The organism is Loktanella sp. PT4BL (genome assembly GCF_003201935.1).
In the GTDB taxonomy this organism is placed as follows: domain Bacteria; phylum Pseudomonadota; class Alphaproteobacteria; order Rhodobacterales; family Rhodobacteraceae; genus Yoonia.
The window spans coordinates 92,655-114,543 of the sequence record NZ_QJJL01000003.1 but is presented as its reverse complement, the minus strand read 5'-3'; the positions used below and the strand labels follow the sequence as shown (position 1 = coordinate 114,543).

Sequence of the window (21,889 nt, the reverse complement as noted above, 5' to 3'; positions counted from 1 at the left end):
AGACCTTCAGGGGCTCTTAACCCTCTGCCGACCAGGCTTCCAGTATGTATCGGCTCGTCATCAGATCCAGATGCGCACCGCCGCCGTTCTTAAACAGGGTAATCTCGTCGTTATTATGGCGCTTGAACCGGTCAAGCTCGTAATAATCGGCGACCACATCTGACGCATCAAATGCGCCAGAAGCGATCGGGATTTTCAACTCGCCGATATGCCCGATTGTTGTCTCGCGACTATCGACAAAGACCCGCGCCCTTTGCAGCGCCGCATCATCCACCTCGCGCATATCGGGGCGGTAGGCGCCAATCAGGTCTACATGCTGGCCAGGTTGCAGCCACGCCCCTTTGATCACGGGATCGGTCGACATCGTGGCCGACGTTATCACGTCGGCACCGCGCACCGCCTGCTCCAGATTATCCGCAATCGCCACATCCGGATGCTGCGCCTGAAAGGCCTTGGCACCCTCGGGGGAGCGGTTCCAGATTGTAAACGCCGCATCGGGGAAGGCCGCGCCATAGGCTTCATAAAGCGAATGCCCCACAGTGCCCGCACCCACGATCAGGATATTCCGGCTGTCCGGTCGTGCCAGCCGCCGCGCCGCCAAAAGGCTGTCGCCTGCGGTTTTCCACTTGGTCACCAGCGCAAAATCAAGGATTGCCTCAAGTGCACCATCCTGACCGGAGAAGAGATTTACAGCCCCGCCAATCGCAGGTTTGCCTGCGGCTTTGTTGCCCGGAAAGATCGTGGCGCATTTGACGGCCAGACCAAGGCCCGCAATCCACGCCGAACGGTTCAGCAGTGTGTTGTTGCCTTCATAAAGAAACACATCTGCCACGTCCGCCTTCGGCCCATCGTGACCCGCAGCCAACGCATCGGTCAGCGCCAGCCAATCCAGTTTCTTCTGACCTTCCTCGAAAGGGATCATCACGGTCATTGCGCCGCCTCCTCACTTAAGACACCTTCGGCAACCAATCGATCAGCCCAGCCTTGGGGGTGTTCGAATAGATGCGTCTGCCACCCGCGTGACGCAGCGGCGTTGATATTGTCGATCCGGTCGTCGGTGAACAGCAGGCCATCGGGCGGCACACCACAATCCGCCTCGACCTGCGCATAAATCTCTGCATCGGGTTTGATCACGCCCATATGGCCCGAGATGTAGCGGCGGTCGAATTCACCCAGAAAGGGATAGACAGGTTCCGCAATCTCGAAGGTCTGGATGCCGAAATTCGTCAGCGCAAAAACAGGTACATCCGCCGCCCGCAAAGCCCGCAAAAGGCGGACCGAATGATCAATCGCGGGGGCCGCCATATCGATCCAGCGATCGTGCCACATCATCACTTCGTCATGCCATTCGGGGTTGGCCTTGGCCGCCGCCGTAATCGTGGCGTGAAAATTGCCGCCACGGTCGACCTCATCATTGATCCCGTGCAGATCAATCGCGGCAAACATTGCGCGGCGGCGTTCTTCGCCGATCATACAGTCGAAAAACCGCTCGGGCTGCCATTCGATCAGAACGTTTCCAATATCAAAAACAACCGCCTGAACGCCTGCCATTGAGCGACTCCTTCTTGCAATTCACGCCAGCCTAACGCCGCAAGGGACGCTGTAAAGCAACCGGTTTGGCCCGCGCCTCGCGCCAGACCATAAAAAGACCCGCGCCGAGGATCAAAGCCATTCCAACAAAATCCCAGAGGTCAGGAAATTCGTCAAAAACCACGATCCCCCAGACCACGGCCATGGGCAGCGCAAGGTATTCAAACGGCGCCACATAAGACGCCTCGGCGACGCGGTAGGCCTGAGAGATCAGATACCCGGCAACCGCAGTTCCCGCACCGATCAGCAGAAAAATCGGATAGTCCGCAACAGCAGGCCAGCTCCATGCGCGGAACAGGAAGGCCAATGAGAGGTCACTTTGATCGCCAAAACGCCCGTCGCCTGCGATCAGACCAAAGGATACCCCGACAAAGAGAAAGACGACCTGAATATAGAACGCCATCGTTGCCGCACTCTCGGTACCCCCGATCCGGCGGGTCAGGATATGGAGCCCCGCATAGCATACCGCCGCTGCCAGCGGCAAAAGCGATGCAACCTGAAACGCAGCCGTCCCGGGGCGCATCATCACCAGCACACCGATTAATCCCACAGCAATGGCTGCCCAGCGCCGCGGGCCGACCACTTCGCCCAGAAAGACCACCGAGAACAGGGTGATGACCAAAGGGCTGACAAAGAAGATCGCAACTGCATCCGCCAGTGGCATGGCCGCCAGCCCAAGGAAGAACGTCATATTGGCAAAGACCACGCAAAGGCCGCGCAGGATGTGCATTTTCAACCGCTTGGTGCGCGCGATCGCCCAGCCCGAAGTGAAGGGTACGATCACCGCCATGATGATGAACAGCCCGATCACCGAGCGGATCAGCACCACCTGATGCAGCGCATAACCGCCACTGAGAAACTTGATGGCCACGTCATTGATCGAGAAGAACAGCACCGACACCGTCGCACAAATTGCGCCAAGCTTGGCCCCTGACATCTGCGTCACAGCTTTGCCGCCGCGCGTACAGCCCGTTCCAGCCCGTCCAGAAACCGCGCTCTGTCCGCCTTGCTGAACGGCTTGCCGCCACCTTGGCGAAACGGATCAGCCGCGCGCATGTCGGCCATCAAATCGCGGGTTGCCAGCACGTTGCCGATATTGGCCTGTGTCAGTGCTTCGCCATTGTGTTTCAGCACCAGCGCACCGTTCTCGATACAGCGCGCCGCCAGAGGAATATCGCCCGTAATCACCACATCGCCCTTGGTCGCGCGATCAGCAATCCACATATCGGCCACATCGGGGCCGTCAGGCACCACCACAGTTTCCACCAACGGGTTCTGCGACGGCCGGATACCCCCGTTCGAAACAACAAACATCTTCAGCTTATGCCGCGTGCCGACACGTTCGACCTCGGCCTTCACCGGGCAGGCATCGGCGTCGACGTAAATCATTTGCGCACCTGCGTTGCGACTATCACGAATAAAGCGCCTCGGCATGGAAGGCGACGTGATCCTCCATGAAGGTCGAGATGAAGAAGTAAGAGTGGTCATAGCCCTTCTGCAGCCTGATCTGTCCTTCTTGGCGCTTGGCCGCCATGGCTTGGGCGAAATGTTCGGTTCCCAGCAGATCACCGAATTGGTCATCGGTGCCAGTATCAATCAAGACCGGCCCGTCAAAGCCAGCTTTCTGCATCAACAGCGTCGCGTCATGTGCGGCACCTGCGGCGACATCCCCGAAGTAGGCGGTAAACTGTTTACGGCCCCAGTCGCTGGCGGTCGGATGGCAGATCGGCGCAAAGGCCGACACGGACCGGAACCGCCCCGGCAGAGACATTGCCAGCGTCAGCGCACCATGCCCGCCCATGGAGTGGCCGGTAATCGACTGGCGCGACATATCCAGCGGGAATTTCTCGGCCAACAAGGCTGGCAATTCCTCACTCACATAGGTCCACATCTGGAAATGCTTGTCCCAAGGGGCCTCGGTCGCGTTCACATAAAAGCCCGCCCCTTGACCCAGATCATAGGCTTCATCGTTGGGCACATCGTCACCGCGCGGCGATGTATCGGGATAGACCAGAGCAATCCCCTGCTCGGCGGCCCAGGCCTGCGCGCCCGCCTTGGTCATGGCGTTTTCATGGGTGCAGGTCAGACCCGACAGGAACCACAGCACCGGCACAGGGCCATCGGCGGCCTCGGCAGGTAGAAAGACCGCAAAAGTCATATTACAAGAACAGGCCGCCGAGGCGTGCTTGTATACCCCTTGCGTGCCACCAAAGGCGCGGTTTTCCGAGATCGTTTCCATGTGCTTCCCTTTCGTTTGTCCAAGGGCTAGCGCAGGTTCAGAAGCTTGTCACCCATGCAATGACCAAGGACACCGTCACAACGCTTGCCGCCGTCGAAATCAGAATCGCGGCGGACACGCGTGTCGGGGCGACGCCATAGTGCTGTGCCAGAATATAGACATTGCCCGCAACCGGCAGCGCAGCAGCGGCAATCATTACGCCCGCAGTATAGGGATCAACGTCAAAGAGCATCAGCGCGGCAAATGCCACCGCCGCCGGATGCAGGATCAGTTTGCAGAATGATAGCCAGCCTGCAACAGCCACGCGCTCGGCCGATTTGGTGGCCAGAGACGCGCCAATCGCAAACAGCGCACCGGGTGTTGCGGCGGCCCCCAGCAAGCTCAGAAACTCGTTTACCGGCACAGGCACAGGAATATTGTTGGCCGACACCAGCAGACCCAACGAGATCGAGACAATCATAGGGTTCTTGATTAATCCAACCGTGACTGTCCACAAGACACGCGGCGACATCCGCCCGTCACGCGAGCCTGTGATCAGGATCACGATCAGACTGCCAAAGACGATCAGATCAACCGCCAGCACCATCATGACGGGGCCAACGGCAGCCTCGCCCAAAAGCAGCACCAACATCGGGATGCCCAAGAATCCGACGTTGCCGATCACGGCACATTGGCCCTCAACCGCCGCTTCGGTCATCGGCAGACCGCGCCTGCGCGCAACAGCGACAGCCAGCAGATAGATCACCGTTGTGGCGCTCAGGTAGGCCAGCACGAATTGCCAATCGAGGATCTCTGCCAGAGACAGGTTGGCCGAAAAGCGAAATAGCATCGCCGAGAGCGCAAAATAGAAAACGAACTTGGTCAGATAGGCCGTGGCCTCGGGCGTGAAGAACTTGGTAAGACCCGACCCATAGCCCAAACCGATGAGCATGAAGAAAGGCAAAGTCTGAAGAAAAATGTCCCACATGCGGGTTAATCAAACGTCCCTGTGGTGCGGGCCAGCAGCATGAAGGCGCGCGATGTGCGGGTTTCGGCAAGGGCCAGTAAATCCGTATCGGTGGCGTCTTCCGCGAAGGTGACAAGGAACTGATCATAGCAGCGCAGAAAATGGTGCACTGCGTCGCGGAAAATCGCGTCTTCGCGGGTCCGTCTGCTAATCAGGGACAGATAGGCCTGATCACGGATCCCGCCCAACTGCTCAACCGGCCTTCCCCGCTCGCCATTGGCAAACCGGCGCCAAAGATCGGCGCTGACAGGAGCGGGACGCAGATCATCCATATAGATGCCTTCCTGCGACAAAAGCGTCAGCACATCCTGACTGGCCTGCACCAGTTTGCGCGCATCGCGGTCACGCAGGGCGCGGCGCAGGGCCGCAAAACCGTCCGTATCGTTTTCATCATTCGGAAAGTGCAGCGCCTTGACCAGATCAGGGCGCGCGATCGGCGGGCGGGCCTCCTCGGACGGGGTATCAAACGCCAAGGCCGGTTGATCAGCGGGCATCTGCGGCGCAGCGCGCGGGACAATCAGGCGGGACACCTCGCGGCGCGAGGCGAACTGCGACACAGGCGCGTCTTGCTGAGCTTCCACAAGCGGCGGAGTCGGCGGCGCGGGCGCAGGTTCCGGCGGCGGAGGGGCTTTGGGGACGACAGCTCGAGGGGCGGCGGGCTCTTTCGCTGCGGTTTTGCTGGCCAGCATGTCGGACAGCCGGTCAATGCTGGTCTGTGTCTGAAACAACTCGTGGCGCAGGTTGCGCACAGCCCGCGCCGAGGCGACCGCCACCCAGATCAACGTCGCGGGCAAGATAATCGCGAGCGCAACAAGAACGAACCACGCCGTGGCAAACCCGTCAGCTGGTGCCGGGTCTGGCCACGTCAGCCAGAACAGAAAGGTCGCAACAATGACCCATGCGACAGACGCCGCAATTGCCAAAGGCTCGACCTGGCCAGGACCTGCGTCCAAACCGGCACGATCAGTGTTGGATTTCTGCGCCATTTTTTGCGCACTTCCTATTTGAAGGCGATCGACAAGATCTCATAGCTGCGCACACCACCGGGCGTGCGGACCTCAACGCTGTCACCTTCGTCCTTGCCGATCAAGGCCCGTGACAAGGGCGACTTCATATTCAGCTTCCCGCTTTCAATATCAGCCTCATACTCGCCCACGATCTGATAGGTCTTTTCCTCATCAGTATCCTCGTCGACCAGCGTCACGGTCGCACCGAATTTGACCGTACCGGACAGTTTGGAAGGATCAATCACATCCGCCAGCGAAATCACGCCTTCAAGCTCTTTCACGCGCCCTTCGATGAAGGACTGCTTTTCCTTGGCCGAGTGATATTCCGCGTTCTCGGACAAATCGCCATGCTCACGCGCTTCCGAGATCGCACGGATAATCGCAGGGCGTTCCACGGATTTCAGGTGCTTGAGTTCGGCATCCAGCTTGTCAAAGCCGGCGCGGGTCAAAGGTATCTTATCCATCGTTACTCCCCTCCCGGGGGAAAATCATTCGTCCAGCGTTCATAGTCTATTAGGCAGAGGCCAAGTCAAGGCTTAGCCGCGATTAGATGTCGCGTGCGCCAATTTTGACGTCGTGTCTTGATTGCCCCTTAATCCGTCATCAGGTAACCCTTGCTACGACTGAATAAAAGGGGGCAAGCGCCCCGTATTTTGAAGGATTTGCCGATGGCCGAGATTGAACGCGAAGCAATGGAATATGATGTCGTGATCGTGGGTGCAGGCCCTGCCGGTCTCTCTGCGGCAATCCGGCTCAGGCAACTTGATGCTGAACTGAGCGTGGTTGTGCTGGAAAAAGGTTCGGAAGTGGGCGCGCATATCCTGTCGGGCGCGGTGCTTGATCCGGTTGGCCTGAACAAGCTGATCCCCGATTGGAAAGAAAAAGGCGCGCCGCTGAACGTGCCCGTCAAGGAAGACAACTTCTACATGCTGGGTGAGGCCGGACAGCTGCGGATCCCCAACATCCTGATGCCACCGTTCATGAGCAACCACGGCAACTACATCGTGTCGATGGGCAATGTCTGCCGCTGGATGGCCGAACAGGCCGAGGAAATGGGTGTCGAGATTTTCCCCGGCATGTCCTGCTCGGAACTGGTTTATGGCGAAAACGGCGAAGTCAAAGGCGTGGTCGCGGGTGAATTCGGTAAGAATGCAGACGGCACCCCCGGACCGTCCTATGAACCCGGCATGGAACTGCACGGGAAATACGTGTTCCTTGGCGAAGGCGTACGCGGATCGCTGTCGAAACAGGTGATCGCAAAATACGACCTTGATGCAAAATCCGATGTCCAGAAATACGGGTTGGGCATGAAGGAAATCTGGGAAATCGACCCCGAAAAGCACCGTGAAGGCACTGTGACACACACCATGGGCTGGCCTTTGAACGGGAATGCGGGCGGCGGGTCTTTCATTTACCACCTTGAGAACAATCAGGTTTACGTGGGCTTCGTGGTTCACCTGAACTACAAGAACCCGCATCTGTTCCCGTACATGGAATTCCAGCGGTTCAAGCACCACCCGCAGGTGGCCGAATTGCTCAAAGGCGGCAAGCGCGTGGCCTACGGTGCGCGCGCCATTTCCGAGGGCGGTTTCCAGTCCATGCCGCAGCTTGAATTCCCCGGTGGCGCGCTCTTGGGCTGTGCGGCTGGCATGGTCAACGTACCGCGCATTAAGGGCAACCATAACGCCATGCTGTCAGGTATCGCTGCGGCCGAGGCCGCCATGGACGCAATCAAGGCAGGGCGCAGCGGCGATCTGCTGGAAGGTTACGACGCCGCCGTGCGCAAAGGCGAGATTGGCAAAGACCTCAAGAAAGTGCGCAACGTTAAACCGCTCTGGTCCAAATATGGCCTGCTGGGGTCACTGACCATCGGCGGGATGGACATGTGGATGAACACTTTCGGCAACGGTTTCCTTGGCACGCTGTCTCACGGCAAATCCGACGCCGAAGCGACCGAACCCGCCAGCAAGCACAAAGAGATCACCTACCCCAAACCCGATGGCACGCTGTCGTTTGACCGTCTGACGAACGTATCGTTCAGCTTTACCAACCACGAGGAAAGCCAGCCTGCACACCTGCACCTGACTGACCCGGACGTGCCGGTCAAAGTGAACCTTGCCAAATACGCCGGTCCCTCGGCGCGCTATTGTCCGGCCGGTGTCTATGAATTCGTCGGCGAAGGGGCGGACACCAAGTTCCAGATCAACTTCCAGAACTGCGTGCACTGCAAAACCTGCGATATCAAGGACCCGAGCCAGAACATCACATGGACGGTGCCACAAGGTGGTGACGGGCCGAATTATCCGAACATGTAAACGATCAGGGGCCCCTCGCGGGGCCCTTTTTTCAGACGTAGAAATCGGAATTAAGCGATTTTCTTGCGTGAAAGAAAACCCAAGCCCGCAAGCCCCGCTAGTAGAAGCAATGCTGAGGCAGGCAGAGGTACAGGCGCGAGCGATATGTTGGTCAGCTTATCGCTACCCCCATCAGTCAGACCGCGAAAACGCACAGCCGCATTTTCAGCAAGCGCCAAAAATGACGCCTCCAATGCTGCTGCGGTCTGATTGGTTGCGAGCGTAAAGATATACGTCGCCGTCTGGGCGATACCGATCGCGCTCTGAGGACTTCCGCCGCCTTCGTAATCGCCGCCAGTGCCTACGCCGACATTCAACTCGAGACCACCGAAGCTGGCCAATGTCTGCGTGCCGCTAAATTCCTGCAGGGAAAAGGCCGTGTCGATCAACACACCTGTTACGCTGGTGACGTCTGGAAGAACAAACCCAAATGCCGTCAGGAAACCACCAGTGGTCGCGTCAGAGGTGTTTGTCGCCAGAACGGTCAGATTTACAAGATCTTGGCCAACATCAGCGAATGTCAAATCCAATACAGCCGAGGTCCCGAGATCAGCATCGTTCGTCGATGCAGAGCCGCCACCATAATCAAAATCCAATGTCGCCGCTGAGCTTGCTGTGGCGAAGGTAACAGCGGCGATGGCCGCCATGAGAGTTTTAGTAAAGATACTGCACCTCTTACTAACTGCGACAATCCGTACCATAATTTCGCGCGTAGGAATAGCAGTATTTAGGGCGAAAACATGGCCAAAACCCAGTGAAAGGCGTAGATAGACGGATCAAAGGCACCCAAAATCTACCATTGTTTATGCTTTCGAAACAAATGTGTTGCATGAGTCAGCTTGGAAGCTGCCGCCAATCAACCCTGCCAGCCCCACTCTTGCGCGGAGGGGAACGATCCATTTTGATGATCGCTGCGGTGCCAATGAGCGATAAGGTTCGCTGCGACAGCTGTTCTAAAGTTAAGCCTTGTCGCAGCGATGCGGCCAGCGGGCGACCCAGCCCTCCACCTACCGCAGCACATACCCGTTCGGCCATGTCAGCGTATAGTCCAGCGTCACCGCTTGCTTCGCACCTGCTGCAAGCGCGAGGTCCCATTCCAAGATACCGCGCAGCCCTTCAGGATCACGCCGCGTGACGGCGGGGCTTGCGCTGAACTCCACCTCCAGATCATCCTGCTCGGAATAGGGGATCGCGTCGCGCAGTTTCACGTCCCACGCCTGACCTGTTAGGTTTTCCACCGTCATCACCGCCTGTTCGGTCAGCTGGTTTGCGCTGGTAAAGACCCCGACATCGCCTTCGGATTTATTCGGCACAGCACGGGTCAGGCGCAAACCATCCAGCGGCCCGAACCCCATTTCCGTATCCGCCCCTGCCGCAAGCAAAGGCAACTGGTCGAACCCGATCATCGTACCGTCCGCATAAAGGAGCGCCTGACCGGGCAACATGACTTCACCGGTGTCATTGGTAAATTCCGCCATACGATAGGCGATCTGGTCACGGCTGGGCACCGCTTCGGCCCAGACGTCAGCGGCGAAATTCAGGGTGTCCAGTGGCAGGCGCAGATCCTCGACACCGTTGCGGATATCAACCCGGCCGGGATAGATGTAAGTGACGGTCGCGCCGCTGAAATCAGCCTTGGCCGTCACGGCCATCGGCGCCGCCGCGACCTCGGCCAAAGCCCCCGAACGCGACAGGGATTGTACGCTATCGGCCATCATCATGACACCATCCTCTCGGCCCAGATCATCCTCCGGAATGATCCGCCGCAAGGGTGCCCAAATACCGCTTGGTCCGGTCTGTTCGCCAGGGCGCGCCGTCGACAGGACCAACTGCACATTATTCCAGTCCTGCCCCGTTTGCTGACTGATCACGACAGAACGCTCGACCGCCAAAGCCGCCTCCGCGCCAGTGGTCAGGCGCATGTCATAGACGGGTGACCAATTGGCAAACCCCTCGACCGAGCTGACATCGACCGTCACCTCACCTGCCTCTTCAACGGCCAAGGTAAAGGTCAGCACAGCACCCTGCTGTTCCGGTGCCAATAGCGCCGCCAAGGTCTGGCGGGCATTTTCCAAAGCCTCCACGTCATCTTTGCGCGCCAGTTCCGCCGCCTGCGCCTCTTGCTCGGCGGCAAATGCGGCTTCGCGCACAGCCAAAGTCTCGGAGCCCACCATCTGTGCGAGGGCCTGAATATCGGCCGCATTCATCGCTTCGCCCGCGCTGGCCTGTGACAGGCTTTGCAAAAAGGAAACCTGTTCTTCGGCGGCCTGCACCCGCAGGCGGATTTGCGCAATTGCGGCGTCACGCGCGCGCAAGACACCTTCCAGCCGCTCCACCTCATCGCGGGCGGCAACAATCTCGGGCGCGCTTTGGTCGGGTGTCACCGGCAAGCGATCAAAGGCAAGGTTCACCGCCCCCAACTGTGCCCCGTCAGAGGCTGCCAAACGCAGCCCTGCGGTGGACAGGCCCTCTGGCATATCCGGCACAATAATCTCGTGTTGGCCCGCTGGCAGATCAAGGCTGATCTGCCGCGTGACAGTCGCGAGCCCGGGATAGATCGTGACCGTATCCACCCTTGCCTCGGCGGTGAAAGTGTCGGCGAGTGAAGGGACAGCCAGTGTAATCAGGCTTGTCGTCAAAAGAAGGCGCAACATGGAAAATCTCCTGCAGATATTATGCGTCATAATACAGGCTTTGACGGATCGCAGGACAGGATCCTTGGCGAAGACTGCAAAAAATCTGCGCACGGCACGAAAAAGGGCGCCCCGCAGGACGCCCTTTCCAAAAACATCTGTGAACTGTTAGCCCTTTTTCAGGCACTCGCGCCCCAAGAGTTCCGCGATCTGCACCGCGTTCAACGCCGCACCCTTGCGCAGGTTGTCGGACACGCACCACATGTTCAGACCGTTATCAATCGTGCTGTCCTGACGGATGCGGCTGATGAAAGTGGCAAAGTCGCCGACACATTCGATCGGGGTGACATAGCCACCGTCTTCACGCTTATCGATCACCATGACACCAGGGCTCTCGCGTAGGATGTCGCGGGCTTCGTCCTCGTCCAGATACTCTTCAAACTCGATGTTGATTGCTTCGGAGTGGCCGACAAAGACAGGCACGCGCACACACGTGGCCGTGACCTTGATCTTGGGATCAACTATCTTCTTGGTCTCGGCGACCATCTTCCATTCTTCTTTGGTCTCACCGCTGTCCATGAACACATCAATATGCGGGATCACGTTGAAGGCGATCTGCTTGGTGAACTGCTTGGGCGGCTTGCTGTCAGTGGGGTTGTAGATTGATTTGGTCTGGTCCCACAGCTCATCAATGCCGCCCTTACCGGCGCCCGACACGGACTGATAGGTGCTCACAACAACGCGCTTGATCGTTGCGCGGTCATGCAGCGGCTTGAGCGCCACAACCATCTGGGCTGTCGAACAGTTCGGGTTCGCGATGATGTTTTTCTTGGAATAGCCGTGCACGGCCTGCGGGTTCACCTCGGGCACGATCAGCGGCACATCGGCGTCATAGCGGTAAAGCGACGAGTTATCGATGACCACACAACCGGCTTTGGCGGCCTTGGGTGCGTAAATCCTGGTTGCCTCGGAGCCGACCGCAAAAAGCGCCATGTCCCAGCCGGTGAAATCAAAGGTATCAAGGTCCTTGGTCTTCAGGGTTTTATCGCCAAAGCTGACTTCAGTGCCCAGCGATTTACGGCTGGCAAGTACGGCAATCTCGTCCACGGGAAAGGCCCGTTCGGCGAGGATGTTCAGCATTTCGCGGCCCACGTTACCTGTGGCACCGACAACGGCGATTCGATAGCCCATTTGGCTGGCTCCTTGTTACAGATGCGCCCCTTTAACGCGTGGGGGGGCCAAGGGAAAGGGGGCGGGCAAAGAAGTACCTCTGCAACGGTCGGGGCCAAGCTTGTAAATCAAACTAGACTCGCGGATTTGCACCCCTACAGTGCGCGCATGACGACGTTCCAAACACCCCAGCTCTCCGATCCCGCACCCCGTGGCCTTTGCACCGATTGCGGTGTGTCACGGATGGCCGACCCAAGCGCCTGCGGCAAAGCCTGCCAGTTTATCAAACCGGACTATCCGAGGCACGAGGCCTATATTCACGGCCGCACCGCCAACGACGTTGGCGACGAGCGTTTCTTCGGGGTGTCGCGCGCGATGTATCGCGCCGCGCTGAGCCCCCCCCGTGAAGGCGCGCAATGGACCGGCCTGACCACACGCTTTGCCGAGCGCCTGCTGGAAACCGGCGCGGTGGATGCCGTGCTGACGATGGTGCCAGATACAGAGGACAAATGGCGTCCACGTCCCGCGATCATCACCGACCCAGCGGAAATGAGGCACGCACGCGGCATGCGTATGGGCTATGCCCCGCTCTTGGCCTTGCTTGAACCTGCCTTGGCGGCTGGCCACCAAAAAATCGCGGTTATCGGCATTCCCTGCCAGATCTACGCCCTGCGCGCGATCGAGGCAGAACTTGGGTTCGAACGCATTTATGTGATCGGCACCCCCTGCTCGGACAACACCACGACCGAGAACTTCCACAGTTTTCTTGCACGGCTGACCGACGCGCCCGACACCGTGACCTATCTGGAATTCCGCGCCGACTATCATGTCGAGTTGCGGTTCACTGATGGCAGCAAACGGCTGATCCCGTTTCTCAAACTTCCGCTTTCGGACCTGCCGCCTGATTTCTTCCCCACCACCTGCCGCACCTGCGTGGATTATACCAACCGGCTGGCCGATATCACTGTGGGCTATATGGCGGGCGAAGGGGAACAATGGCTGATCGTGCGCAACCAGCGCGGCAAAGAGATTTTGGACGCCCTTGGCGATGAAGTCTCTCTTGCCGCACCGGGATCACGCGGTCAGCGCCAAAGCTCGGTCAAAGGGTTCGTTGAAAACACGCGCCTTGCCGCAGGCGGTCTTCCGTTGCGGCGGATGCCCAACTGGCTGCGCGGGATCATGGCATGGGTGATGCCAAGGGTCGGGCCGCGCGGTCTGGAATTTGCCCGTGCGCGGGTTGAAATGAAGGCCGCTGAAACCGTCCTGCATCTGCGCCGCGAAGAGCCTGCCAAGATCAAGAATATGGTGCCCGCCCACGTCTGGAACCTGGCAAAACCCTACGGGATTGCACCGGAAGAGAACGAGCGAACCGATCCTTAAACCGGCATTGCAGTTGTCTGACGCACGGTGCGCAACGCAAAGGACGATTGCATCTGCGCCACCCCTGGCAGTGTCGCCAGATAACGTCGGTGAATCCGGGCGAAATCCTCGGTATCGCCCGCGACGACCTTCAGCAGATAATCCGCCGTGCCCGCCATCAAGTGACACTCAAGTACATCCGGCACGCGGGCCACAGCACGTTCAAACGCATCAAGCACCTCATCGGCCTGCCCGCTGAGCGTGATCTCGACAAACACCGTCGTCGGACGGCCCACTTTGCGGGGGTCAAGCAGTGCCACGTAATCACGGATATAGCCGTCCTTTTCCAATCTTTGCACACGCCGGTGACAGGCCGAGGCAGACAGATTCGCCTTCTCCGACAATTCGGCGTTCGAGATGCGGCCTTTCTTCTGCAAAACCTCGAGGATTCGGCGATCAATACTATCCAGTTCCATTCTACGCACGATCCTTCGAATAAATGCTGCTTTCGCACACAGTCCTACCGCAAATACCCAGAACATCCAAGGACACTCCGATGAAATTGCACCGAAGCGGCGTGATACTTCCACCAGACACAGGAGGAACCGGTCATGCATATTGGATGCCCAACAGAGATCAAACCACAGGAATTTCGCGTCGGCCTCACACCGAACGCGGCCTTTGAAGCCGTCAACCACGGTCACACCGTGACAATCCAGTCCGGCGCCGGCAATGGCGCGGGGTTTACCGATGCCGATTACACTGAAGCCGGGGCCGCAATTGTAGGCACCGCTGCAGAAGTGTTCGAAAAAGCCGATATGGTTGTAAAAGTGAAAGAACCACAACCGAAAGAACGCAAAATGCTCCGTGAAGGTCAGATTTTGTTTACTTATCTGCACCTTGCGCCGGACCCTGAACAAACCAAAGACCTGATGGAGTCCGGTGCAACCTGCATTGCCTACGAAACAGTGACCGATGATCGCGGCGGGCTGCCGCTCTTGGCGCCCATGTCAGAGGTCGCAGGGCGTCTGGCACCGCAGGTCGGCGCATGGACGCTGCAAAAGGCCAACGGCGGGCGCGGTGTTCTTATGGGTGGCGTACCGGGTGTTGGCCCTGCCCGCGTGCTGGTTATCGGCGGCGGTGTTGTCGGCACCCATGCGGCGCGCATCGCGGCGGGCATGGGCGCTGATGTCACCGTGCTGGACCGGTCCCTGCCGCGTCTGCGCTATCTGGATGACACTTTCGGCGGCGTCTTCAAAAACGGCTACGCCAATGCGGGCAACACAATTGAGCTGGCACGTCAGGCCGACATGATCATCGGCGCGGTCCTGATCCCGGGTGCGGCGGCACCCAAGCTGATCTCGCGCGCGCAACTCTCCGAGCTGAAACCGGGTGCGGCACTTGTTGACGTGGCGATTGACCAAGGCGGTTGTTTCGAAACGTCCAAGGCCACAACCCACGAAGACCCTGTCTATGATGTCGACGGGATCATGCACTACTGCGTAGCCAACATGCCGGGTGCTGTGGCGCGCACGTCCACCATCGCACTTGGGAATGCCACCATGCCGTTCATGCTCGCGCTGGCCGACAAAGGCTGGCGGCAGGCCTGCGAAGATGACCCGCATCTGCTGAACGGTCTGAACGTCCATGCAGGCAACCTGACCTACTATGCCGTCGGAAAAGCCTTGGGGATCGACGTCTTGTCGCCGTCATTGGCGCTCAAGGCGTAAACATGAGAAAAGGGCCCGCTTGGGAAAGCGGGCCCTTTATTCATACAGCGGACAGGATCAGGCGTTCGCTTTCAGCGCATCGCGGATTTCTGCCAGCAGCTCTTCGGCAGTTGGACCCTTCGGGGCTTCCGGTGCAGCCTCTTCCTCTTTCATCGCAGCGTCTTTGACCTTGTTGACCATTTTCACCAGCATGAAGACAACAAAGGCGATGATCAGAAAATTGATCACGGCCATGATAAACGCGCCATAAGCAAAGATCGACGCACCAGCCTCACGTGCGGCATCCAATGATGCGCCTGCAGGTACCTCGCCGGCAAGTACGGCGTAATTGTTCGTGAAATCAACGCCGCCGGACAAAAGGCCGATGATAGGGTTGATCAAATCGCCAACAAGCGATGTGACGATGGCCGTAAATGCGGCACCGATAATGATACCAACGGCCATGTCCATGACATTCCCCTTGGCAATAAACGTCTTGAATTCATTAAGCATTCTTTGTCCCCATTTCTTGTTTTTCAGCGCGCGGATTTTTCCCTTCTGCGGCTGTGCGCACAGTATTAGCCATATTTTTGAACAGAGGAACGGGTTTTTGTTCAAGGGTTTTCCCCCTAGCTTGGGTGGATTGCAAATCGAGATAGAAGGACCACGACACATGGCCGATTTAACGGATTTTCCGATCACGCAACGCTGGCCCGCCAGGGACCCGTCCGTGATCCAGCTATATTCGTTCCCCACACCCAACGGCGTCAAAGTCTCCATCGCACTTGAGGAAATGGAACTGGCCTATGAACCGCACCTTGTCACACTCAGCGACGCAGACGTGAAAAGCGATGCCTTTCTGTCGCTGAACCCGAACAACAAAATTCCCGCGATCATTGATCCGAATGGGCCTGACGGGGCGATTGGACTGTTCGAAAGCGGTGCGATCCTACTCTATCTGGCCGAGAAATCCGGCAAATTCATCGGCGCGACAACGGCAGACAAGCACAAAATCACCCAGTGGCTGATGTTTCAGATGGGTGGACTCGGGCCGATGTTTGGCCAGATGGGGTTCTTTTACAAATTCGCAGGCGCACAGATTGAAGACCCGCGCCCGCGCGAGCGCTACCGCGATGAAGCCATCCGTCTGTTGGCCGTCCTCGACAAGGAACTGGCAGGCAAAGACTGGATCGCGGGCGATTATTCCATCGCGGATATGGCGATTGCACCTTGGGTCAATGCGCTGGGGTTTTACGGCACCAAAGACGAGGTCGGCTATGACGATCTGAAAAACGTGCCGGCCTATGTTGCGCGGTTTTTCGAACGGCCTGCGGTGGAGAAGGCGATGAACATACCGCCCCGCCCGTAAGGTGGATTGAAATCCACCTTACCCCGGCAATGTCCCGTTCAAAACGTAGGCGAGGATATCCACCACCTGCTGCGGCTCTTCCACAACGGCAAGGGCCGCGGCGTCGACTTCCTTCAGCGGGTGCTGGTGCTCTGGCCCGTGCATCACGATCAGCGACTTGCCAAGGGCCGCCGCATAGCCTGCATCAAAGGCTGCGTTCCACTGTTTGTATTTCTCGCCAAAGCGCACAACCACGATATCGGCATTCTGAAGCCCGTGCCGCGTGCGGATCGCATTGAGGTTGGCACCCTTGTTGTCGTGCCAGAACTTTTTCTCTTCCGCACCCATGATTGCGACACCGCAATCATCCGATGCATCATGGTCCGTCACCGGCCCGTCAAACGCCACATCAAGCCCCGCTGCACCGGTGATGATCTGCTCGCGCCAGTCGGTGTGGATTTCGCCGGATAGATAAATCTTCAGGGTCATATTGGGGCTCCTTCGTTTCGTTTCTTACAGGCCGTGGGCGCGGCGCAGAATCATCCGCGCAGGACACCTCCTGTGGCTTTCGTCACTTTCTCGACGATCTTGGCGCTGACCGCCTCGATATCGGCGTCCTTCAACGTCGCTTCGGTCGGCTGCAAACGCACGGTCACAGCCAAGGATTTCTTGCCCTCACCCAGCGACCCGCCAATGAATTCGTCAAACACGCGCACATCGGTGATCAGGGTCTTGTCCGCACCCGCAGCGGCGTTGACCAGCGTCAGCGCCTCGACCTGCGCATCTACCACAAAGGCAAAGTCGCGCTCAACCGCCTGCAAATCCGTCGCCACCAAAGCTGCGCGCGTGGCGGTCTTGTTCTTGGGCACCGGCACTTCGTCCGGCCAAATGGTGAAGGCCACTGCCGGCCCTTTGATATCCATCTCGCGCAGCACACGCGGGTGCAGTTCGCCAAAGATACCCAGCACCTTCTTCGGACCGAGGCAAATCTTGCCATGCCGTCCGGGGTGCCACCAATCGGGCGCACCGCGCAGGATCTGCACCTTCGCAGGCGCGCCGATTGCCGCAAGGATCGCCTCGGCATCGGCCTTGGCATCATAGACATCAACAGGCCGCGACGTGCCATGCACATCCTTGGGCCCTGTCCGCCCGATCAGGACACCCGAGACCAACATATGCTGCTCACCCGGCTCGCCGCCGTGGAAACCTGCACCGACCTCGAATAGGGCCATGTCCATGAACCCCCTTGCCTGATTGCGCGCTGCGGCACGCAAAAGCCCGGGCAGCAACGCGGGCCGCATATGCGACATCTCGGAACTGATCGGGTTCTCCAGCATGGTCGCGTCATCACCGCCGCCAAAGAGCTTGGCCGCCTCGGCATCAATAAAGCTGTAGGTCACACATTCGTTGTACCCCAGCGCTGCCGCGGTCCGGCGTGCCGCCTGCTGGCGCATCTGACCGGCTGTCAGGATCGGCTTGGGTACGCCCGCGTCAATGCGCGGCAAAGGCTTGCCTTTGAGTTTCGTCAAGGACGCAATCCGCGCAACCTCTTCGACCAGATCCGCCTCGCCCTGCACATCGGGACGCCACGAGGGCACATGGGCCATATTGCCGTCCATGACAAAACCAAGGTCGGTCAAAGTGCAGCGCTGGGTGGATTCCGAAATATCCATGCCCACCAGCGAGATCACGCGCTTGGCGTCAAGCTTGTAGGCGCGCGACGTATCGGGCACAGCACCTGCCTGGATCACTTCGGACACCTCGCCACCCGCATGGTCGACGATCATCCGCACCGCGTGTTCAAGACCCTCTGGCGTGAACGCAGGGTCAACACCACGTTCAAACCGATACCGCGCGTCCGAGTTGATCTTGAGCGCACGACCCGTGTAGGCAATCTGGACGGGATCCCAATAGGCGCTTTCGACGAAGACGTTTACAGTGTCTTCCGTGCAGCCTGTTTCGAGCCCGCCCATGATCCCCGCGATGCTTTCGGGGCCGTTGTCATCGGAAATCACCATCTGGCCTGCCTGCAGTGTGTATTCCTTGTCATCAAGTGCTGTTAGCGTCTCGCCCCCTTTGGCGCGATGGACGCGCAGGTTGCCCTGCACCTTGTCGGCGTCAAAGACGTGCAGCGGGCGGTTCAGGTCGTAGGTGAACCAGTTGGTTACATCGACAAGGAAACTGATGGGGCGCAGACCGATGGCGCGCAGTTGCGCTTGCAGCCAGTCTGGGCTGGGGCCGTTCTTGACACCTTTGATCAGGCGGCCACAGAAGACGGGGCAGCCATCCGATGTATCCTCGGCAATACTCACGCCAAGATCGGCCTTGAAGGACGCGGGCACAGGATCAACCGATAGGGGAAGCAGTTTGCCGATGCCGCGCGCCGCCAGATCGCGGGCGATGCCACGGACGCCAAGGGCATCAGGGCGGTTTGGCGTGATCGCGATTTCAATCACAGGGTCGACTTTTTCAGGACTGTTCTCGGCCAGCCAGTCGGTGAACCGCTGACCCACCTCGCCCGAGGGCAGTTCGATGATACCGTCATGTTCTTCGGAGAGTTCCATCTCGCGCTCGGAACACATCATGCCATGGCTTTCGATCCCGCGGATTTTGCCCACGCCGATCGTCGTGTCGATGCCGGGGACATAGGTGCCGGGGCTGGCGATCACGACGGTGATGCCTGCGCGTGCGTTGGGTGCGCCACAAATGATCTGGGTCGGGCCATCTGCCGTTTCGACCTGACAAACCTGAAGTTTGTCGGCATCGGGGTGCTTTTCCGCCGAAACCACCTTGCCGATGGTGAAATCCGCCAGCTTGTCGATGGGGTTTTCGATGCCTTCCACCTCAAGCCCCAGATCGGTCAGCGCATAGGCGATGTCCGCAACAGAGGCGTCGGTTTCAAGGTGGTGTTTCAGCCAGGAAAGCGTGAATTTCATGGGTCCGTCCTGCGGGTTAAATCTGTTGCGACGGGATTAGCGGATTACGCCGCAATGGGAAAGGGGGCGATACGCAGCGGTGAGGTCCCGGATCAGGTCCGGGACTGCGGACCGCTGCGACGCTGATGTGCCGCAGCCCATTTGGACACCAGCCATGCAGGGATCAGGATCACGCCCCAGCCAGCCGCGTTGATCAGCGTCAACCGCAGCGCCAGATCGCGCGGCATGTCCGAGGTCCACATCGCGATGTGGCCGCCGATGATCAGCGTGATCAAGAAGATGACGTAGAGCCGCATCTACAATTCGCGCCCTGCGAGGTCCTCGACCAGTTCGAAATGCTCGAACACCAGCATCATTTCGGGGTCAAACCCGCCGTTACGCTTGAAATAGGCTTTGTGATCCTTGCGCCAGCCCAGCAGCGTGTCGTTCTCGCCCTCTGCCAGCGCCATCTCTTCGGTCACGTCGCAATAGCGGATTTCTTCGACTTTCGTGGTGCGGATGACCAATGCGGGCGTGCCGTCCCAGTTCGCGGCGATATCGCAGCGGCCGACGACGGGCATCGCCTCGGGCTCACCGTCGAAATCGGCCAAAGCGCCGCAGGTGGCGGTCTTCTTACCTTGGCGGACAAGGGCGATGAGGTGCTGGCACAAGGCCGCGCTATCGCCGAATTTGAAGGTGCCTGCGCCGGGGTATGTGTCTTGGAGGTCTTCGGTGTCGTTGGTCATGGGGTGCCTTTGTGCGCGTGGGTTTCACCCACCCTACATTGGTTTGACGCGGAACGTTAGGGGAGTGTCCGGACCTCGGGGGTTTGAACCGTCTTGGAAAATGTCCAGTGGACCTTTTTAGGTTCAAACGGGCGGCGCCCCGGCTCGGGCGCTGCCCGGCGAACCGAGCGCAATCATGTAATGCTCGTTAGAAGAACACGGCTTCGGAGTGTCGCAACTCTATTGGTTGTATTCCCTGAACATCGCGTCAATCGCATGAACGTTGTCTGATGATTTGCCATAGATTTCATTTCTCATGGCGATCAGTAGTTCCCTCTGCGTCCTGTCAGATTCGGAATCTAAATTACCCATTTCTTCCTTGGAGAAGTCCTCTTTCTTGTGAATTGCTCTCGCGTGTTCCAAATTTGCTTTAGCATGGAGGAACGCCCTCTCTAGCACCTCCGGTGATCCAACTATGGCCAGTTTGTTGTGATCTTCAAAGAAGCGCTGCCTTTGCGAACAGGCCATGTCGCCGTTTGCACAAATATAGTCAAAATAACTTGCCAGCGAAGAAACAAAGTCCGAGTAGCACTTGGTCTTGTTCGCATAGATTTGTAGACGCCGTTCATTCTTCCACGCGCTCAGTTGGACAAATGCAACCCAAGTAGCTAAGCCCAAGACTATGGTACTGCCCAACTGAGAAACTGCCGTAATACCTTCAAAGATATCACTGGAAGTCACCGACTCAACCCACCATGCAACGTCGGCACATCCAGCGCGCTGAACCCGTAGTGCCGCAGCCACCGCAGATCGCTGTCAAAGAACGCCCGCAGATCGGGGATGCCGTATTTCAGCATCGCGATCCGGTCGATGCCCATGCCGAAGGCAAAGCCTTGCCATTCGGCCGGATCAATCCCGCCAGCCTCAAGCACCTTGGGATGGACCATGCCGGAGCCCAGAATCTCCAGCCAATCGTCGCCCTCGCCCACCTTGAGCGTGCCGCCTTCCCATGAACAGCGGATATCGACCTCGGCCGATGGCTCGGTGAAGGGGAAGTGGGACGCGCGGAAGCGGATGTCGACGTGGTCGACCTCGAAATAAGCCTTCACGAACTCCTCAAGCACCCATTTCAGGTTCGCCATCGAGATGTCTTTGTCGATCGCCAGCCCTTCGACCTGATGGAACATCGGGGTGTGTGTCTGGTCGTAATCGGCGCGGTACACGCGACCGGGGCAGATGATGCGGGTCGGCGCGCCTGTGGCCTCCATCGAGCGGATTTGCACAGGGCTGGTGTGCGTGCGCAGCACATGCGGCGGGCGGTTATCGCCCGGCGCGCGATGGGTATAAAACGTGTCCATCTCGGCGCGTGCGGGGTGGTGGCCGGGGATGTTGAGGGCGTCGAAGTTGTACCAGTCGCTTTCGATCTGCGGGCCTTCGGCGACGCGGAACCCCATATCTGCGAAGATCGCAGTCACTTCTTCGGTCACCTGGCTGATGGGGTGGATGGTGCCTTGGCGCGTCTGACGCGCAGGCAGGGTCACATCCAGCCATTCGTCGCGCAGGCGGGCATCAAGGGCGGCATCGGCCAGCGCCATTTTCTTGGCCGCCAGTGCGGAATTGATCTCATCCTTTAGCGCATTGAGCGCGGGGCCTGCGGTCTGGCGTTCCTCGGGCGTCATTTTGCCCAGCTCACGCATCTGCAAACTGATCTCGCCCTTTTTGCCCACGGCCTGCACGCGCAGGTCTTCGATGGCGGCCTCATCGGCGGCATCGGCAATCAAGCTAAGGTATTTTTGTTTCAGATCGTCCATGCCGCACCTCTTGCAATCGTCAC

23 protein-coding genes are annotated in these 21,889 nt (G+C 58.7%); 4 read left to right on the top strand and 19 right to left on the bottom strand.

Annotated elements, in window-relative coordinates; translation table 11 throughout:
* Window positions 1–16: 16 nt before the first annotated feature.
* The 8 genes from C7964_RS10270 to greA are packed head-to-tail and all read right to left on the bottom strand — an operon-like array spanning window position 17 to window position 6,306.
* Window positions 17–931: an ornithine cyclodeaminase family protein gene (locus tag C7964_RS10270; protein WP_110279589.1), complete on the bottom strand. Its 915-nt coding sequence runs from the start codon at window positions 929–931 to the stop codon at window positions 17–19.
* Window positions 928–1,551 (bottom strand): HAD family hydrolase, encoded by a 624-nt coding sequence (locus tag C7964_RS10265; protein ID WP_110279588.1) that lies wholly within the window; start codon window positions 1,549–1,551, stop codon window positions 928–930. Before C7964_RS10265 ends, C7964_RS10270 begins: the two co-directional genes overlap by 4 nt.
* Window positions 1,552–1,582: 31 nt before the next feature.
* Window positions 1,583–2,527 (bottom strand): DMT family transporter, encoded by a 945-nt coding sequence (locus C7964_RS10260; RefSeq protein WP_110279587.1) that lies wholly within the window; start codon window positions 2,525–2,527, stop codon window positions 1,583–1,585.
* A gap of 5 nt (window positions 2,528–2,532) precedes the next feature.
* On the bottom strand, window positions 2,533–2,979 hold the full coding sequence (locus C7964_RS10255) for a YaiI/YqxD family protein (protein WP_110279586.1): 447 nt from the start codon (window positions 2,977–2,979) through the stop codon (window positions 2,533–2,535).
* Between the two features lie 22 nt (window positions 2,980–3,001).
* A complete protein-coding gene (fghA, locus tag C7964_RS10250; protein ID WP_110279585.1) occupies window positions 3,002–3,829 on the bottom strand; it encodes an S-formylglutathione hydrolase in 828 nt (275 codons plus the stop codon).
* 37 nt (window positions 3,830–3,866) lie between these two features.
* On the bottom strand, window positions 3,867–4,796 hold the full coding sequence (locus C7964_RS10245) for an AEC family transporter (RefSeq protein ID WP_110279584.1): 930 nt from the start codon (window positions 4,794–4,796) through the stop codon (window positions 3,867–3,869).
* A 5-nt stretch (window positions 4,797–4,801) separates the two neighbouring features.
* Window positions 4,802–5,821 carry a hypothetical protein gene (locus C7964_RS10240; RefSeq protein ID WP_110279583.1) on the bottom strand — a complete coding sequence of 340 codons (1,020 nt, stop codon included), beginning with the start codon at window positions 5,819–5,821 and terminating at the stop codon, window positions 4,802–4,804.
* Between the two features lie 14 nt (window positions 5,822–5,835).
* On the bottom strand, window positions 5,836–6,306 hold the full coding sequence (gene greA / locus C7964_RS10235; RefSeq protein WP_110279582.1) for a transcription elongation factor GreA: 471 nt from the start codon (window positions 6,304–6,306) through the stop codon (window positions 5,836–5,838).
* A gap of 204 nt (window positions 6,307–6,510) precedes the next feature.
* Between greA and C7964_RS10230 the strand changes: the two genes are divergently transcribed.
* Complete coding sequence (locus tag C7964_RS10230; RefSeq protein WP_110279581.1) at window positions 6,511–8,157, top strand: electron transfer flavoprotein-ubiquinone oxidoreductase; 1,647 nt, start codon at window positions 6,511–6,513, stop codon at window positions 8,155–8,157.
* 50 nt (window positions 8,158–8,207) lie between these two features.
* Here the strand turns inward: C7964_RS10230 and C7964_RS10225 are convergent, their stop codons facing one another.
* The 3 genes from C7964_RS10225 to C7964_RS10215 all read right to left on the bottom strand — a co-directional run bounded on the left by C7964_RS10225 (window position 8,208) and on the right by C7964_RS10215 (window position 12,020).
* Complete coding sequence (locus C7964_RS10225) at window positions 8,208–8,897, bottom strand: VPLPA-CTERM sorting domain-containing protein (RefSeq protein WP_110279580.1); 690 nt, start codon at window positions 8,895–8,897, stop codon at window positions 8,208–8,210.
* Window positions 8,898–9,203: 306 nt separating this feature from the next.
* Window positions 9,204–10,850 carry a DUF4139 domain-containing protein gene (locus tag C7964_RS10220; RefSeq protein ID WP_110279579.1) on the bottom strand — a complete coding sequence of 549 codons (1,647 nt, stop codon included), beginning with the start codon at window positions 10,848–10,850 and terminating at the stop codon, window positions 9,204–9,206.
* 147 nt (window positions 10,851–10,997) lie between these two features.
* Complete coding sequence (locus tag C7964_RS10215; protein ID WP_110279578.1) at window positions 10,998–12,020, bottom strand: aspartate-semialdehyde dehydrogenase; 1,023 nt, start codon at window positions 12,018–12,020, stop codon at window positions 10,998–11,000.
* A 147-nt stretch (window positions 12,021–12,167) separates the two neighbouring features.
* Between C7964_RS10215 and C7964_RS10210 the strand changes: the two genes are divergently transcribed.
* On the top strand, window positions 12,168–13,379 hold the full coding sequence (locus tag C7964_RS10210; protein WP_110279577.1) for a Coenzyme F420 hydrogenase/dehydrogenase, beta subunit C-terminal domain: 1,212 nt from the start codon (window positions 12,168–12,170) through the stop codon (window positions 13,377–13,379).
* Here the strand turns inward: C7964_RS10210 and C7964_RS10205 are convergent.
* Entirely contained in the window at window positions 13,376–13,834 is a 459-nt protein-coding gene (locus C7964_RS10205; RefSeq protein ID WP_110279576.1) for an Lrp/AsnC family transcriptional regulator, read from the bottom strand. The genes C7964_RS10210 and C7964_RS10205 overlap by 4 nt on opposite strands.
* Window positions 13,835–13,969: 135 nt before the next feature.
* Between C7964_RS10205 and ald the strand changes: the two genes are divergently transcribed.
* Window positions 13,970–15,088, top strand: coding sequence for an alanine dehydrogenase (gene ald / locus C7964_RS10200; protein ID WP_110279575.1), 1,119 nt, complete (start codon window positions 13,970–13,972; stop codon window positions 15,086–15,088).
* Between the two features lie 57 nt (window positions 15,089–15,145).
* On the opposite strand, the gene mscL is transcribed toward ald, so the two are convergent.
* Complete coding sequence (mscL, locus tag C7964_RS10195) at window positions 15,146–15,580, bottom strand: large conductance mechanosensitive channel protein MscL (protein WP_110279574.1); 435 nt, start codon at window positions 15,578–15,580, stop codon at window positions 15,146–15,148.
* A 160-nt stretch (window positions 15,581–15,740) separates the two neighbouring features.
* On the opposite strand from mscL, the gene C7964_RS10190 reads away from it, so the two are divergent.
* On the top strand, window positions 15,741–16,436 hold the full coding sequence (locus tag C7964_RS10190; RefSeq protein ID WP_110279573.1) for a glutathione S-transferase family protein: 696 nt from the start codon (window positions 15,741–15,743) through the stop codon (window positions 16,434–16,436).
* Between the two features lie 18 nt (window positions 16,437–16,454).
* Here C7964_RS10190 and C7964_RS10185 read toward each other — a convergent pair whose 3' ends face one another.
* From C7964_RS10185 to pheS, 6 genes are all read right to left on the bottom strand, one after another.
* Window positions 16,455–16,904, bottom strand: coding sequence for a YtoQ family protein (locus tag C7964_RS10185; RefSeq protein ID WP_110279572.1), 450 nt, complete (start codon window positions 16,902–16,904; stop codon window positions 16,455–16,457).
* 50 nt (window positions 16,905–16,954) lie between these two features.
* Window positions 16,955–19,351 (bottom strand): phenylalanine--tRNA ligase subunit beta, encoded by a 2,397-nt coding sequence (pheT, locus tag C7964_RS10180; RefSeq protein ID WP_110279571.1) that lies wholly within the window; start codon window positions 19,349–19,351, stop codon window positions 16,955–16,957.
* A 92-nt stretch (window positions 19,352–19,443) separates the two neighbouring features.
* Window positions 19,444–19,647, bottom strand: a complete 204-nt coding sequence (locus C7964_RS10175; protein WP_110279570.1) for a phenylalanyl-tRNA synthetase subunit beta — start codon at window positions 19,645–19,647, stop codon at window positions 19,444–19,446.
* A complete protein-coding gene (locus C7964_RS10170) occupies window positions 19,648–20,076 on the bottom strand; it encodes an ASCH domain-containing protein (protein WP_110279569.1) in 429 nt (142 codons plus the stop codon).
* Between the two features lie 219 nt (window positions 20,077–20,295).
* Window positions 20,296–20,796: a hypothetical protein gene (locus tag C7964_RS10165; RefSeq protein ID WP_110279568.1), complete on the bottom strand. Its 501-nt coding sequence runs from the start codon at window positions 20,794–20,796 to the stop codon at window positions 20,296–20,298.
* Complete coding sequence (gene pheS, locus C7964_RS10160) at window positions 20,793–21,866, bottom strand: phenylalanine--tRNA ligase subunit alpha (RefSeq protein ID WP_110279567.1); 1,074 nt, start codon at window positions 21,864–21,866, stop codon at window positions 20,793–20,795. The genes C7964_RS10165 and pheS overlap by 4 nt, the downstream gene beginning before the upstream one ends.
* Window positions 21,867–21,889 lie beyond the last annotated feature (23 nt).

Bases quoted from the DNA above. Each gene is read 5' to 3' on its own strand.
- C7964_RS10270 (WP_110279589.1), bottom strand. From the start codon at position 931: ATGACCGTGATGATCCCTTTCGAGGAAGGTCAGAAGAAACTGGATTGG.
- C7964_RS10265 (WP_110279588.1), bottom strand. From the start codon at position 1,551: ATGGCAGGCGTTCAGGCGGTTGTTTTTGATATTGGAAACGTTCTGATC.
- C7964_RS10260 (WP_110279587.1), bottom strand. From the start codon at position 2,527: ATGTCAGGGGCCAAGCTTGGCGCAATTTGTGCGACGGTGTCGGTGCTG.
- C7964_RS10255 (WP_110279586.1), bottom strand. From the start codon at position 2,979: ATGATTTACGTCGACGCCGATGCCTGCCCGGTGAAGGCCGAGGTCGAA.
- fghA (WP_110279585.1), bottom strand. From the start codon at position 3,829: ATGGAAACGATCTCGGAAAACCGCGCCTTTGGTGGCACGCAAGGGGTA.
- C7964_RS10245 (WP_110279584.1), bottom strand. From the start codon at position 4,796: ATGTGGGACATTTTTCTTCAGACTTTGCCTTTCTTCATGCTCATCGGT.
- C7964_RS10240 (WP_110279583.1), bottom strand. From the start codon at position 5,821: ATGGCGCAGAAATCCAACACTGATCGTGCCGGTTTGGACGCAGGTCCT.
- greA (WP_110279582.1), bottom strand. From the start codon at position 6,306: ATGGATAAGATACCTTTGACCCGCGCCGGCTTTGACAAGCTGGATGCC.
- C7964_RS10230 (WP_110279581.1), top strand. From the start codon at position 6,511: ATGGCCGAGATTGAACGCGAAGCAATGGAATATGATGTCGTGATCGTG.
- C7964_RS10225 (WP_110279580.1), bottom strand. From the start codon at position 8,897: ATGGTACGGATTGTCGCAGTTAGTAAGAGGTGCAGTATCTTTACTAAA.
- C7964_RS10220 (WP_110279579.1), bottom strand. From the start codon at position 10,850: ATGTTGCGCCTTCTTTTGACGACAAGCCTGATTACACTGGCTGTCCCT.
- C7964_RS10215 (WP_110279578.1), bottom strand. From the start codon at position 12,020: ATGGGCTATCGAATCGCCGTTGTCGGTGCCACAGGTAACGTGGGCCGC.
- C7964_RS10210 (WP_110279577.1), top strand. From the start codon at position 12,168: ATGACGACGTTCCAAACACCCCAGCTCTCCGATCCCGCACCCCGTGGC.
- C7964_RS10205 (WP_110279576.1), bottom strand. From the start codon at position 13,834: ATGGAACTGGATAGTATTGATCGCCGAATCCTCGAGGTTTTGCAGAAG.
- ald (WP_110279575.1), top strand. From the start codon at position 13,970: ATGCATATTGGATGCCCAACAGAGATCAAACCACAGGAATTTCGCGTC.
- mscL (WP_110279574.1), bottom strand. From the start codon at position 15,580: ATGCTTAATGAATTCAAGACGTTTATTGCCAAGGGGAATGTCATGGAC.
- C7964_RS10190 (WP_110279573.1), top strand. From the start codon at position 15,741: ATGGCCGATTTAACGGATTTTCCGATCACGCAACGCTGGCCCGCCAGG.
- C7964_RS10185 (WP_110279572.1), bottom strand. From the start codon at position 16,904: ATGACCCTGAAGATTTATCTATCCGGCGAAATCCACACCGACTGGCGC.
- pheT (WP_110279571.1), bottom strand. From the start codon at position 19,351: ATGAAATTCACGCTTTCCTGGCTGAAACACCACCTTGAAACCGACGCC.
- C7964_RS10175 (WP_110279570.1), bottom strand. From the start codon at position 19,647: ATGCGGCTCTACGTCATCTTCTTGATCACGCTGATCATCGGCGGCCAC.
- C7964_RS10170 (WP_110279569.1), bottom strand. From the start codon at position 20,076: ATGACCAACGACACCGAAGACCTCCAAGACACATACCCCGGCGCAGGC.
- pheS (WP_110279567.1), bottom strand. From the start codon at position 21,866: ATGGACGATCTGAAACAAAAATACCTTAGCTTGATTGCCGATGCCGCC.